Annotated in this window: 11 protein-coding genes; 6 read left to right on the forward strand and 5 right to left on the reverse strand. The window is 61.1% G+C overall.

Annotation, left to right across the window (positions count from 1 at the left end; translation table 11 throughout):
- Positions 1–100 precede the first annotated feature (100 nt).
- From GTP27_RS02835 to GTP27_RS02855, 5 genes are all read left to right on the forward strand, one after another.
- Positions 101–1090, forward strand: coding sequence for a malate dehydrogenase (locus GTP27_RS02835; RefSeq protein ID WP_161037631.1), 990 nt, complete (start codon positions 101–103; stop codon positions 1088–1090).
- 144 nt (positions 1091–1234) lie between these two features.
- Positions 1235–2218 carry an HpcH/HpaI aldolase/citrate lyase family protein gene (locus GTP27_RS02840; RefSeq protein WP_161037632.1) on the forward strand — a complete coding sequence of 328 codons (984 nt, stop codon included), beginning with the start codon at positions 1235–1237 and terminating at the stop codon, positions 2216–2218.
- 22 nt (positions 2219–2240) lie between these two features.
- Positions 2241–2738, forward strand: a complete 498-nt coding sequence (locus GTP27_RS02845; protein ID WP_161037633.1) for a hypothetical protein — start codon at positions 2241–2243, stop codon at positions 2736–2738.
- Between the two features lie 90 nt (positions 2739–2828).
- Positions 2829–5537, forward strand: coding sequence for an aconitate hydratase AcnA (gene acnA / locus GTP27_RS02850; protein ID WP_161037634.1), 2709 nt, complete (start codon positions 2829–2831; stop codon positions 5535–5537).
- Positions 5538–5681: 144 nt separating this feature from the next.
- On the forward strand, positions 5682–6950 hold the full coding sequence (locus GTP27_RS02855; RefSeq protein ID WP_161037635.1) for a DUF2863 family protein: 1269 nt from the start codon (positions 5682–5684) through the stop codon (positions 6948–6950).
- Between the two features lie 41 nt (positions 6951–6991).
- Here the strand turns inward: GTP27_RS02855 and GTP27_RS02860 are convergent, their stop codons facing one another.
- The 4 genes from GTP27_RS02860 to scpC are packed head-to-tail and all read right to left on the reverse strand — an operon-like array spanning position 6992 to position 10474.
- Positions 6992–7333 (reverse strand): hypothetical protein, encoded by a 342-nt coding sequence (locus GTP27_RS02860; RefSeq protein ID WP_161037636.1) that lies wholly within the window; start codon positions 7331–7333, stop codon positions 6992–6994.
- A gap of 28 nt (positions 7334–7361) precedes the next feature.
- Positions 7362–7823: a CYTH domain-containing protein gene (locus tag GTP27_RS02865; RefSeq protein WP_161037637.1), complete on the reverse strand. Its 462-nt coding sequence runs from the start codon at positions 7821–7823 to the stop codon at positions 7362–7364.
- Between the two features lies 1 nt (position 7824).
- Positions 7825–8949 carry a M14 family metallopeptidase gene (locus GTP27_RS02870; RefSeq protein ID WP_161037638.1) on the reverse strand — a complete coding sequence of 375 codons (1125 nt, stop codon included), beginning with the start codon at positions 8947–8949 and terminating at the stop codon, positions 7825–7827.
- A gap of 31 nt (positions 8950–8980) precedes the next feature.
- Positions 8981–10474: a succinyl-CoA:acetate CoA-transferase ScpC gene (gene scpC, locus GTP27_RS02875; protein ID WP_161037639.1), complete on the reverse strand. Its 1494-nt coding sequence runs from the start codon at positions 10472–10474 to the stop codon at positions 8981–8983.
- 91 nt (positions 10475–10565) lie between these two features.
- Here scpC and GTP27_RS02880 point away from each other — a divergent pair, with 91 nt between their 5' ends.
- Complete coding sequence (locus tag GTP27_RS02880; RefSeq protein ID WP_161037640.1) at positions 10566–11453, forward strand: LysR substrate-binding domain-containing protein; 888 nt, start codon at positions 10566–10568, stop codon at positions 11451–11453.
- Positions 11454–11511: 58 nt separating this feature from the next.
- On the opposite strand, the gene GTP27_RS02885 is transcribed toward GTP27_RS02880, so the two are convergent.
- A complete protein-coding gene (locus tag GTP27_RS02885) occupies positions 11512–12972 on the reverse strand; it encodes a catalase (RefSeq protein WP_202416490.1) in 1461 nt (486 codons plus the stop codon).
- Between the last annotated feature and the right edge of the window lie 154 nt (positions 12973–13126).

Raw genomic sequence — 13126 nt, forward strand, 5'->3', positions numbered from 1 at the left:
GCCCGCCAGCCAGCACTCAAATGCAGTATGATTACGGTTTCCCCCGGGCCGGCAGCGGCCCCGCTTAGAGAACGTTTTATTCCCACTTTGGAGATTCATCATGGCAAAAACCCCAATGCGTGTTGCTGTTACCGGCGCCGCCGGCCAAATCGGTTACGCTCTGCTGTTCCGCATCGCCAATGGCGACATGCTGGGCAAAGACCAACCAGTTATTCTGCAACTGTTGGAAATTGCTGACGAAAAAGCACAGAAAGCACTGAAGGGCGTCATGATGGAAATCGACGACTGCGCTTTCCCGCTGCTGACCGAAATGACCGCGCACTCCGACCCTATGACTGCCTTCAAGGATGCCGACGTCGCTGTTCTGGTGGGCGCACGTCCACGCGGCCCAGGCATGGAGCGTAAAGACCTGCTGGAAGCCAATGCCCAGATCTTCACCGTACAAGGTAAAGCACTGGACGCCGTCGCTTCGCGCAACGTAAAAGTTCTGGTAGTGGGCAACCCAGCCAACACCAACGCCTACATCGCCATGAAATCGGCACCATCGCTGCCAGCCAAGAACTTCACCGCCATGCTGCGTCTGGACCACAACCGCGCGCTGTCGCAAGTGGCTGCCAAAACCGGCAAAGCCGTTAAAGACATCGAAAAACTGTGCGTATGGGGCAACCACTCGCCGACCATGTACGCTGACTACCGCTTCGCCACCATCGATGGCGCGTCGGTCAAAGACATGATCAACGATCAGGAATGGAACGCTAACACCTTCCTGCCTACCGTGGGCAAACGCGGCGCCGCCATCATCGAGGCACGCGGCCTGTCGTCGGCTGCTTCGGCAGCCAACGCTGCCATCGACCACATCCACGACTGGGTACTGGGCACCAACGGCAAGTGGACTACCATGGGCATCCCATCGGACGGTTCCTACGGCATCCCTGAAGGCACCGTGTTCGGCTTCCCTGTGACCACCGAAAACGGCGAATACACCATCGTTCAAGGCCTGGAAATCGATGCATTCTCGCAAGAGCGCATCAATATCACCCTGAAAGAACTGACCGAAGAGCGCGAAGGCGTCAAGCACCTGCTGCCATAAGCCGGGCTGAACTCCTCACTCCCTTCCGCGTCCGTGGAACCGGTTAAAACACCGCTCCGCCGCACTCGCCGCGCTGCTGACAGCAGCGCGGCAGCTCCATCTCACCCCGCCGCACTACCTGAGCATTCACCAGACCACGCCTGCATGCATCCATCCGAGGTTTTATTCCAGGGCAATCGCCAACCCTTGCTGCTGCCAGCTTGTGACCATTACGCCGGCAGCGAAAAGCTGATGCGCAAATCGATTGCCTTGCAACAAGAACTTGGCCCATTGTTCGACATCACCCTCGATTGCGAAGACGGCGCCAGCGCCGGCAACGAAATCGAGCACGCCCGCCTCGTCGCCGCGCTGGTACTATCGGACGAGAACAGATACAGCCGCATCGGCGCCCGCGTGCACGATATCGCCAGCCCGCACTTTGCCAGCGATGTGGAAATCATCTGCACCGCCGCCAGCAAGCTGGCCTACATCGTGCTGCCCAAGGTGCATAGCGCCAAGGAAGTCACGGCAGCGATCAAACTGATCAACACCCACGCCGGCAAGGCGGGCCGCAAGGACCTGCCCGTGCACGTGCTGATCGAAACCCATGAAGCGCTGCATGAGGCCTACGCCATTGCCGCCCTGCCGCAAGTGCAGTGCCTGTCATTCGGCATCATGGACTTCGTTTCCTCGCATTACGGAGCGATTCCGGCCAGCGCCATGCGTACGCCGGGCCAGTTCACCCACCCGCTGGTCGTACGTGCCAAGCTGGAAGTGGCGGCCGCCTGCCATGCGCACGGCAAAGTGCCTTCGCACAATGTCACCACCGACATCAAGGATGCGGCCGTGGCCGCCAACGACGCGCAGCGTGCCGCGGCCGAATTCGGCTTTACCCGGATGTGGAGCATCCATCCGGACCAGATCAAGCCCATCATCAAAACCTTTACGCCGCGCATGTCCGAGGTCAATGACGCCACCGCCATCCTGCTGGAAGCTGCGGCAGTACAATGGGGGCCGATTTCGCAGAATGGCCGCTTGCATGACCGCGCCAGCTACAGATACTATTGGACTGTGCTGCAGCGGGCCAGACTGGCCGGCCTCAGCCTGCCGGAAGCGGCGCAAAGCCTGCTTAACGGCAACACCAAATAACCTTACATCTGGAAGTACCACCATGTCCCTCGCCAAACTGCTACTGGCATGCAGCCTGTCGCTGACCGCCCTGACTCTGAGCTCCGCTGCCCGCGCCGATAATGCGCCAGCCAAGCCTGCCACCAAGAAAACCGCCAAGGCCAAGCCTGCCGCCAAGGCAGCGGAAGCCAAGCCAGCCGACGAAGATGTGGCCGAACCTGCCGTGGGCGAATCGGCGGCGACCGAATTCGACTGCGAACTGGGCAACAAGATCACCATCTACGAAAACGTCAACGACGACGCCCACATCGCCCTGCGCTGGAAAAAGCGTTTGCACCGTCTGACCCGCGTGGGCACCAGTACGGGCGCCAACCGCTTCGAAAACCATGTGTACGGTCTGGTCTGGATCGGTATCCCTGCCAAGGGCATGCTGCTGGACTCGAAACAGGGCCGCCAGCTGGCCAACGAATGCCGCAATGCCGAACAGATGAAACCGCTGGCAGCTACCGCAGCAGCGGCCACCACCACCAGCCTGCAGTAATCCTGCTGCTCTTCCCCGCTATTCCCCGCTAATAGACAACAGGCAGGGAATAGCCTGCGCACCGACGACACCCCAAACCTAGGAGAAGTCATGGCACACAACACCCTCAATACGCTCAAGGAATTCGACATTGCCGGTAAAGCCGGCAAGTTCTACTCGCTGCCGGCTCTGGAGCAGAGTCTGGGCGCGAAAATCTCGCGCCTGCCAGTGTCCATCCGCGTGGTACTGGAATCCGTGCTGCGCAACTGCGACGGCAAGAAAGTCACCGAAGAACACGTCAGGCAACTGGCCAACTGGGGTGCCACGGCCGAGCGCGTAGATGAAATCCCCTTCGTGGTGGCGCGGGTAGTGCTGCAGGACTTCACCGGCGTGCCCCTGCTGGCCGATCTGGCCGCCATGCGCAACGTGGCTTACAAGATGGGGGTGAACGCCAAGAAGATCGAGCCGCTGGTGCCGGTCGATCTGGTGGTCGACCACTCGGTGACCATCGACCACTTCCGCGAAAAAGGCGCGCTGGACCTGAACATGAAGCTGGAATTCTCGCGCAATAACGAGCGCTACCAGTTCATGAAATGGGGCATGCAAGCCTTCGACACTTTCGGCGTGGTGCCGCCGGGCTTCGGCATCGTGCACCAGGTCAATCTCGAATATCTGGCGCGCGGCGTGCACAAGACCGCCGAAGGGGTGTACTACCCTGACACGCTGGTAGGCACCGACTCGCACACCACCATGATCAACGGTATCGGCGTGGTGGGCTGGGGCGTGGGCGGCATCGAGGCGGAAGCCGGTATGCTGGGCCAGCCCGTGTACTTCCTGACGCCGGACGTGATCGGCGTGAACCTGACGGGCGTGCTGCGCGAAGGCTGCACCGCCACCGATCTGGTGCTGACCATTACCGAACTGCTGCGCAAGGAAAAAGTCGTCGGCAAGTTCGTCGAATTCTTCGGTGAAGGCACCGAGACGCTGTCGCTGACCGACCGCGCCACCATCGCCAATATGGCCCCCGAATACGGCGCCACCATGGGCTTCTTCCCCGTCGATGACGCCACCATCGAATACTTCGAAGGCACCGGCCGGAGCAAAGACGAAATCGCCGCCTTTGCCGCCTACTTCAAGGCACAGGGCCTGTACGGCGTGCCCAAAGCAGGCGAGATCGATTACACCCGCGTGGTGGAACTGAATCTGAACTCGGTAACGCCGTCGCTGGCTGGCCCGAAACGTCCGCAGGACCGCATCGAGATCGGTCAGGTCAAGAACAACTTCACCGAACTGTTCTCGAAACCGACCAAGGAGAACGGCTTCAACAAAAAAGCCGAAGATCTGGGCGCCGTCTACACCACCAGCAATGGCGTGAACGTGAAGAACGGCGACGTGCTGATCGCCGCCATCACTTCCTGCACCAATACCTCCAACCCTAGCGTGCTGCTGGCCGCCGGCCTGCTGGCCAAGAAGGCGGTGGAAGCGGGGCTGAGCGTGGCGCCCCACATCAAGACTTCGCTGGCGCCCGGCTCGCGCGTGGTCACCGAATATCTGGGCGCAGCCGGCCTGCTGCCATATCTGGAACAGCTGGGCTTCGGCGTGACCGCCTACGGCTGCACCACCTGTATCGGTAACGCCGGCGACCTGACGCCGGAACTCAATGCCGCCATCACCAGCAACGATATCGTGGCGTCCGCCGTGCTGTCCGGCAACCGCAACTTCGAAGCGCGCATCCATCCGAATATCCGTTCCAACTTCCTCGCCTCGCCACCGCTGGTGGTGGCCTACGCCATCGCCGGCAACATGACGGTCGATCTGATGACCGAGCCTGTGGGCAAAGGCAAAGATGGCAAGGACGTCTATCTGGGCGATATCTGGCCGACCTCGAAAGAGATCGCCAAGCTGATGAAGTTCGCCATGAACGCCAAAGTCTTCAAGGCCAACTACGCCGACGTCAAAGGCAATCCGGGCAAGCTGTGGGAAGACGTGGCGAGCACCGAAGGTCAGGTGTACAACTGGCCAGCGTCCACCTACATCGCCGAACCGCCGTTCTTCGACGGCTTCGAGATGACGCCGAAAGCAGCGGCCACCGGCATTACCGGCGCGCGCGCGCTGGGCGTGTTCGGCGATTCCATCACCACCGACCACATCTCCCCTGCCGGTTCGATCAAGGAAGACGGCCCGGCTGGTCAGTGGCTGCTGGCCAACGGCGTGCTGAAGGCCGACTTCAACTCCTACGGCTCGCGCCGCGGCAACCACGAGATCATGATGCGCGGCACCTTCGCCAACGTGCGCATCAAGAACAGGATGATACCGGCCAAAGCCGACGGTTCCGCAGTGGAAGGCGGCATCACCCTCCACCAGCCTAGCGGCGAGCAAATGTCGATTTACGACGCCGCCATGAAGTATGTGGCCGAAGGCACGCCGACCATGGTGTTCGGCGGCGAAGAGTACGGTACCGGCTCGTCGCGCGACTGGGCCGCCAAAGGCACCCAGCTGCTGGGCGTAAAAGCCGTCATCGTGCGCTCGTTCGAACGTATCCACCGTTCGAATCTGGTGGGCATGGGCGTGCTGCCACTGCAATTCATCGGCAACGACAGCGTCGAGTCGCTCGGCATCACCGGCAAGGAAACCTATGACCTGAAAGGTCTGGATGGCGAGATCAAGCCCCAGCAGCAGGCCACGCTGGTGATCCACCGTGACGGCCAGCCGGCACAGGAAGTCAAAGTGCTGCTGCGTATCGATACCCCGATCGAAGTGGATTACTACAAGCACGGCGGTATTCTGCCGTTCGTGCTGCGCCAGCTGCTGGCCAGCTAAGCGCCCTGCTGCCCCGGGCCACACGCCGGCTAAATGCCGGCGTTTTTTTCGCCTTGCACGCTTATCATCTACAATAGAGCCATAAGGGTTATCATTTGTTTGACTGATCCGCTTTTTCCACTTTTATGAGACTCTTATTGCGTTATGCGTCGTCCTTCTAAAGATTCATCCCAAAAATTGTCTGCCGAAAGCCAGCGTCTGGTTACCTACGCCAATGCCGTGGGTCAGGCTGCCAGCCGGATCGAAGAGCGGACCTGGGAACTCAGCCTCGATGCGCAGTTGCAGAAGCTGCTCAAGACGGGCCATCAGGACACTATCGACGCCACCCTGAACCAGCTGTTCAAGGAAGATCTGAATGCCTACGACATCCTGATGGATAGCGTGGAAGCGGTCAGCGAATCGGCCACCATCCAGATCGAAACGGACGGCGTCAGCAAGGCCTATGATGTGCTGCTGGTGGCTGCGCCCATCCTTGCGTGGACCCGCTTTGCCATCGCTTCCGGCGCCATCCCCGCCGATATCCTGAGCACGCTATCGGCCCATTTCGGTGCCCACCTGCTGGCCGATGGCACCCGCATGGCCATGGCGCCTACGCTGTATTCGATCGACCAGCTGCCGCGCAGCCACGTGGAGACCTACGGCAAAGTGCACAAGCTGGGTCAGGCCGCCATCAAGGGCACGGCGCTGAAAGCCGACAGCAAGACGCCGGAAACGGCGCCCTTCCTGGCCGACACGCGCTACCTGCTGGCGGCCGTGGCCGCGCCGGCAGGCAGCGCGCTGTTCCGCTGGCAGATGCCGGGCCTGCAAGCCAATTATGCGGCCGAGCGTGCCAGCGCGCTGGAGCAGTGGCGCAATCAGGTCACGCCGACGGTGAGCCGTCTGCTGCCGGGCTGCGGCGTGGAACTGCTGCTGCCGGAAGCCTATTACATGGCCTGCCGCGAAGCCGACAAGCAGATCCGCCCTGTGTCTATCCGCGCCGCCGTGCACTACCTGACCCATACGCTAGGGCTGGAACCGGCTGGTCTGCGCGCGGTCATCGCCGGCTTTGGCGAAGAAAGCGCCGATGGCCAGATCGATGAATACCGCGTCGCCTTCACCCAGCGCAACTCCAACGACGTGATGTATGGCGTGGTATGGCCACTGTACGGACAGGAAGACGAAGACGGCACGCCGCCGGAAGGCCCGCTGCAAGGCGGCTTTAGCGGCTTGCAGCAGCGTCCTGTCACGCCGGTGGACGAGATCACGGCCCAGCTCAATGCGGCCGGTGTGACGCAGGTGAAAAAAATCAGCGAGCGCTATGTAGCCGAGTTCTGCGACGACTGCGGCGCGCCCCTGTTTGCCGATCCGCTGGGTGAACTGGCGCACGCCGAAATGCCCGAGGATGCGCCGTCCGGCACCGAGCACTTCCATTAATTCTGCCCATCGTACTTAGCGATAAGCCGGCCTATGCCGGCTTATTTTTTTTCGCCACCAGGCGCGGGCAGATAGATGATGATGGGTTGAACTGGCAGCGCTGCCGGCTGAACAGGAGAAGCTTGCGGCATAGCCTGTGGCAGGGTGGCGGCAGGCGCCGCTGCAGGCGCAGCGTTCTGGCTCTTCAGATTGCTATTCGATGCAAAGTAGAGGCCGCCAAAGCCGAGGAACATGCCTATCATGGAGGCTACCATCCAGCGATAGCCCTCCGCCGACATCTTGTGCATTTCCGCGCGCAAGACTTCAATATCGGCCTTGGTAGCCAAGGTCGGCACTATCGCATCGTAGTGCGCTTTAAGCGCATGGAATTCGCTGTCGTTCATGCTTACAGCATAGACGACAGCTTCGCCCTTACCAAGCCGAATACGGGTGCTTGATCAGGCTGGAATTCAGATAGCGCAGGTCGCTGGTGACTTCCTCGCCTATCCATTCCGGCAGGTCGAACTGCTCGGTTTCGCTGCCCAGTTCGATCTCGGCCACCACCAGCCCTGCATTCACGCCGAGGAACTCGTCCACTTCCCACACATGACCCGCATGCTCGATGCGGCGGCGGTATTTTTCGATCAGGGGCTGCTCGCACAGCAGCAGCAATTCGTTCGCGTCGGCCAGCGGAATCTCGTACTCCCACTCGCCGCGCACCGCGCCCACATTGCGCCCCTTGATAGTCATCACACCGCGCTCGCCCTCGATGCGCACGCGCACCACGCGCTCCTTGTGCGAGGAGAGATAACCCTGACGCAGCAGGACCGGCTGGCCCATGCTGCGCCATGCATCGCCGCGCAACAGGAATTTGCGCTCGATCTCGACACCCATCTCAGTCGTCCAGCGACAGCAGGATAGGCTGCAGCATGGCCGCGCCCAGCGCCGCACTGCGCGCACCATTCCAGCCCACGCGTGGATCAGGCAGGTCGGCGTTATCCTTGAACGGCATTTCCAGCGTCAGCGCGAGGCAGCCAAAATGGTGGCCCACATACTTGGACGCCAGCGTCAGCATGTCTTCCTTGTACTTGCTGGCGGCGTAGCCATACTTGTCCTGGAAATCCGGGCTGGCCGCCTTGTAGCGGTCGATGAAAGCCTGCTGGGCCACGCGGCGCTCGTCGCTGAAGTTCTCCAGCATTTCGTTACCGGCCACGAAATTGTATGGCAGCGCTTCGTCGCCATGGATGTCGAAGAACATGTCGATGCCGGTGGCATGCATTTTCTCCTTCACGCACAGCACTTCCGGGCTGCGTTCGGCCGTCGGCGTCATCCACTCGCGGTTCAGATTGGCGCCTGCAGCGTTGGTGCGCAGATTGCCGCGCACCGAGCCGTCCGGATTCATATTCGGCACGATATAGAACACGCAGCGCTGCAGCAGCTTGCGGGCGATAGGGTTGGCATCGTCCAGCAGCGCATCGACCAGACCTTCGACAAACCACTCGGCCATCGATTCGCCCGGGTGCTGGCGCGCAATAATCCAGATTTTCTTCTCGGCGGCCGGATTACCGACCACCACCAGATTCATGTCGCGGCCATCGACCGTGCTGCCCAGATCCTGCACGCGGGCCAGCGGATGCTCGCCGATTTCGCCCAGCAGACGCAGGTGGCGCTCGAACGAATACGGTTCGAAATAGGCGTAGTAGACGCTATCCGTATCCGGCGTGTGCTTGATGGTCATGACCTCGCCATCGAAATGGGTCGCTACGCGGAACCAGGTTTCCGTGTCGTAGCTGGCCACCGCCTGATAGTCCTCATAGCCCTTGGCATAGGTCGCCGAACCAGCGTTCATGAAGCGCATGCGCAGCTGCTGCCCGCTGGCGCCCTGCACACGGAAGTGGAACCACTGGTGGATGTCCGCGTTGTTATCCTTGCGCAGGTTCAGTTCGATCTCGGCTGCGCTATCGGCGCGCAGCACTTCGATCGCGCCCGAGTCAAAATTCTGGCTGATTTTAATGGTCATGGTAGTCCGTAATAAGAGAATGCCGAGACCATTATTTTACCAGCATGCTCCCCTCGCGTTTATAGCGCCCGTACCAGTCGAACGCCTGCTCCAGCACGTGCGGGGTCTGGCCGCCGCCCTTCAGCGCTTCGGCCAGATAAGCACGCAGCTGCGGGCGATAGTCTGGGTGAGCGCAGTGCTCGATGATCAGCGGTGCGCGCTCGCGTGGCGCCAGTCCGCGCAGGTCGGCCAGCCCCCATTCGCTCACCAGCACATCGACATCATGCTCGGTATGGTCTACGTGCGGCACCATAGGCACCACGCTGGAAATCGCCCCGCCCTTGGCGACCGATTTGCTGACAAAAATGGACAGCTGGGCGTTGCGGGCAAAGTCGCCCGAGCCGCCGATGCCGTTCATCATGTGCGTGCCGCCCACGTGGGTGGAGTTGACGTTGCCGTAGATGTCGAATTCCAGCGCCGTGTTCAGCGCGATCAGTCCCAGACGGCGCACCACTTCCGGATGGTTGCTGATTTCCTGCGGACGCAGCACGATGCGCTCGCGGTAGCTTTCCAGATTGCGCAGGAATTTTTCGTGCATGGCCGCCGACAGCGTGATCGACGAGGCCGAGGCCATGGACAGCTGGCCGGAGTCGAGCAGTTCGATGGCGCTGTCCTGCAGCACTTCGGAATACATGGTCATGTTACGGAACGGCGAATCGATCAGTCCATGCAGCACGGCGTTGGCGATGGTGCCTATGCCGGCCTGCAGCGGACGCAGCTCCGGTCCCATGCGCCCGGCCTGGACTTCGCCTTCGAGGAAGCGGATCACATGGCGTGCAATCGCATCGGTCTCCTCATCGGGCGGCAGCGCGTTGGACGGGCTATCGGGACTGTCGGTAATGATGATGGCGGCGATGCGGTCGGGATGGACGGGAATCGCCGTCCACCCCATGCGCTGCCACGGTGTCAGCAGCGGAATGGCGCCACGGTGCGGACGCGCCACCGGCAGGTAGATGTCGTGGAAGCCTTCCAGCGCCAGCGGCGTGCTCAGATTGATTTCTACGATGACCTGTCTGGCCTGCTGGGCAAAAGTGGCTGTATTCCCCACCGACATGCTGGGGATGATGCCGCCATCGGCGGTAATTGCCACCGCCTCCACCACGGCCACATCGATCTCTTTCAGATCGCCGGAACGCAGCTGTTCGGCCGTTTCCGACAGATGCTGGTCGATGAACATCACTTCGCCCGTATTGATCTTGCGGCGCAGTGCGGCATCGGCCTGGAACGGCATGCGGCGCGCTACCAAGCCTGCATTGGCCATCATGCCGTCGCTGTCGTTACCGAGCGAGGCGCCGGTCAGCAGCGTCAGTGCCAGCGGCTCGCTGCGCGAGCGCTCCACCAGTGCCAGCGGCATGGCCTTGGCGTCGCCGGCGCGGGTGAAACCGCTCATGCCTACCGTCATACCGTTTTTAATCAGGCGTGCAGCCTGCGCCGCGGTCATGACCTTGCTCATCAATTCCGGACGGCGTATGCGTTCTTCGTACATCAGGTGCTCCTCCTTGTATGTTTGTTTCAGTATAGAATTTAAGAACTAGTCGCTGCATGACTTAAATTCTCTGATTGGAGTCGTTTTTTTCATGGATCTACGCTCACTGCGCTACTTCGTCGAAACGGTCAGGCTGAACAGCTTTACCCAGGCGGCGGAAAAGCTCAACGTCACCCAGTCCACCATCAGCAAGATGGTGCGCCAGCTGGAACAGGAAGTCGGCAATGAACTGCTGCTGCGCAGCGGACGCCAGCTACAGCTCACCGATACGGGGCGCGTGGTGTTCGCCCGTGGCGAGGAAATGCTGGCAGCGATGCAGCAGCTGACCATGGAAGTGGCCGATCTGCAGGCGGCGCAGAGCGGTCACCTGACCGTAGGCATACCCCCCATGATCAACCTGCTGTTCACGCCCGTCCTGAAAGCGTTCCGCAAGCGCCACCCCGGCATCAGCCTGACGCTCAAGGAAGATGCGGGACAGGCGCTGGAACGGCAGGTGGCCAGCGGTGAACTGGAAATCGGCATGACGGTGCTGCCCGCCGACCCGCAGCTAGGCTTGCAGACGGCACCCATCGTCAGCTATCCGATCTGGGCGATCGCAGCACGCGGCACCTTTCCCAAACAGCGCAGCACGCTCAAGCTGAAAGCGCTGGCGACGCTGCCTCTGGTAATGCTGACCGATGATTTCGCGCTGACCCGCAGCCTGCGCCACGCGTTTGCGCAAGCGGGCATCGCGCCGGAGATTGCGGCGCAAAGCGGTCAGTGGGACTGGCTGGTGGCCATGGCCTCGGCCGGCATGGGCGTGGCGCTGCTGCCGGAGCCGCTAATCCACCGGCTGGCGATCGGCCATCTCGACAGGCTCAAGCTGGTGGAGCCGGAATTGCAGTGGCAGGCCGCCCACGTGTGGCGCGGCCCTTATCTGTCGCACGCAGCGCGCGCGTGGCTGGAAGTGTGTAACGAGGTGCTAGGCACGGCAGCATGACAGTCTGTCTGGCTAGCCGGCGTTGCAGCTGGCTGGCAGACTGTTCACCCTGCGCAGCTTACAGCGCCACGCCGCGTGCCTTGAGCGCGGCGCGCACGCCGGCACCGTAGGCGGGATCGGCCTGATCGAACTGGGCCAGCTGCCGCATGATGATTTCGCTGCTCACCTGACTCAATGGCCCGGCCAGATTATCGAACAGGTTTTGCTGCGCCTGCGGCGACATCAGACGGAACAGATTACCAGCCTGGGTGTAATCATCTTCCTGACCACGCCCGTCGTAGCGTCCTGCTGCCCCCGTCAGTTCCAGCGCAGGCTCGCCATGGCCCATGCCTTGCGGCGCACTGCCTGCCGCTGCCACCGTGTCGTAGTTCTGCGCGGCGCCCGCGCTATGGATGGTCATTGCGCCGTCACGCTGCTGGTTGTGAAACGGGCAGCGCGGCGCGTTCACGGGCAGGTGCTGATGGTTGGTGCCCACACGGTACAGCTGCGCATCGTGATAGGCAAACAGGCGTGCCTGCAGCATCTTGTCCGGCGAGTAGCCCATGCCGGGCACGATGTTGGCCGGCGACAGCGCGGCCTGCTCCACTTCCGCGTGATAGTTGAGCGGATTGCGGTTCAGTTCCATCACGCCCACCGGAATCAGCGGGAAGTCCTTGTGCGGCCACACCTTGGTCAGATCAAACGGATTCCAGCCGGTGCGCTGTTCCCACACCGCCAGTTCGGCCGCAGTGGCCACCTGCAGTTTCACCTCCCACTGGGGGAAGTTACCGGCTTCGATGGCGCCGAACAGATCGCGCTGGGCGTAATCAGGGTCCGTGCCGGCGATGCGCGTGGCTTCGGCAGCCGACAGATTCTTGATGCCCTGACGGTTCTTCAAATGCCATTTCACGTACACGCGCTCGCCCGCTGCGTTAATCAGGCTGAAGGTGTGGCTGCCAAAACCGTCCATGTGGCGATAGCCGTCGGGCGTGCCACGGTCGGAGAACAGCATGGTGACCTGATGCAGGCTTTCCGGCGCCTTGCTCCAGAAGTCGAACATCATGGTGGGCGATTTCAGATTGGTCTGCGGACAGCGCTTCTGGGTGTGCACGAAATCGGGGAACTTGATACCGTCCTTAATGAAGAACATCGGCGTGTTGTTGCCCACCAGATCCCAGTTGCCCTGCTCCGTGTAGAAGCGTACGGCAAAGCCACGGGGATCGCGTTCGGTATCGGCGCTGCCACGCTCACCACCCACGGTGGAAAAGCGCACGAAGACATCGGTCTGCTTGCCGATCACGGAGAACAGGTCGGCCTTGGTGTAGCGGCGGATATCGTGCGTTACGGTGAAAGTGCCGTAGGCGCCCGAACCTTTGGCGTGTACCACGCGCTCGGGAATGCGCTCGCGGTTGAAGTGCTGGAGCTTTTCGATCAGGTGGAAGTCTTGTAGCAGAACAGGGCCACGGGGGCCGGCAGTCAGCGAATTCTGGTTATCGGCAACAGGAATACCGGATGCGGTCGTGATGGCGTTATTAATCATTTCTATTACTCCTCGTTGTTTGATAGTGAAATCATTTTAAACAAGAAGCGTCTATTATGAAAACTAATTATATTTATCTATTTAATAGTTATAGACAATGATCACAGATAAAAAAAGGGCAGCCACAGGCTGCCCTCGTCCCGGAAAGAAGCGG

Origin of the sequence: Duganella qianjiadongensis, from assembly GCF_009857915.1 — a bacterium.
Taxonomy (GTDB): Bacteria; Pseudomonadota; Gammaproteobacteria; order Burkholderiales; family Burkholderiaceae_D; genus Rugamonas; species Rugamonas qianjiadongensis.

What these genes read in the sequence shown, in the direction of transcription:
- GTP27_RS02835 (WP_161037631.1), top strand. Translation starts at nt 101, where the DNA reads ATGGCAAAAACCCCAATGCGTGTTGCTGTTACCGGCGCCGCCGGCCAA.
- GTP27_RS02840 (WP_161037632.1), top strand. Translation starts at nt 1,235, where the DNA reads ATGCATCCATCCGAGGTTTTATTCCAGGGCAATCGCCAACCCTTGCTG.
- GTP27_RS02845 (WP_161037633.1), top strand. Translation starts at nt 2,241, where the DNA reads ATGTCCCTCGCCAAACTGCTACTGGCATGCAGCCTGTCGCTGACCGCC.
- acnA (WP_161037634.1), top strand. Translation starts at nt 2,829, where the DNA reads ATGGCACACAACACCCTCAATACGCTCAAGGAATTCGACATTGCCGGT.
- GTP27_RS02855 (WP_161037635.1), top strand. Translation starts at nt 5,682, where the DNA reads ATGCGTCGTCCTTCTAAAGATTCATCCCAAAAATTGTCTGCCGAAAGC.
- GTP27_RS02860 (WP_161037636.1), bottom strand. Translation starts at nt 7,333, where the DNA reads ATGAACGACAGCGAATTCCATGCGCTTAAAGCGCACTACGATGCGATA.
- GTP27_RS02865 (WP_161037637.1), bottom strand. Translation starts at nt 7,823, where the DNA reads ATGGGTGTCGAGATCGAGCGCAAATTCCTGTTGCGCGGCGATGCATGG.
- GTP27_RS02870 (WP_161037638.1), bottom strand. Translation starts at nt 8,949, where the DNA reads ATGACCATTAAAATCAGCCAGAATTTTGACTCGGGCGCGATCGAAGTG.
- scpC (WP_161037639.1), bottom strand. Translation starts at nt 10,474, where the DNA reads ATGTACGAAGAACGCATACGCCGTCCGGAATTGATGAGCAAGGTCATG.
- GTP27_RS02880 (WP_161037640.1), top strand. Translation starts at nt 10,566, where the DNA reads ATGGATCTACGCTCACTGCGCTACTTCGTCGAAACGGTCAGGCTGAAC.
- GTP27_RS02885 (WP_202416490.1), bottom strand. Translation starts at nt 12,972, where the DNA reads ATGATTAATAACGCCATCACGACCGCATCCGGTATTCCTGTTGCCGAT.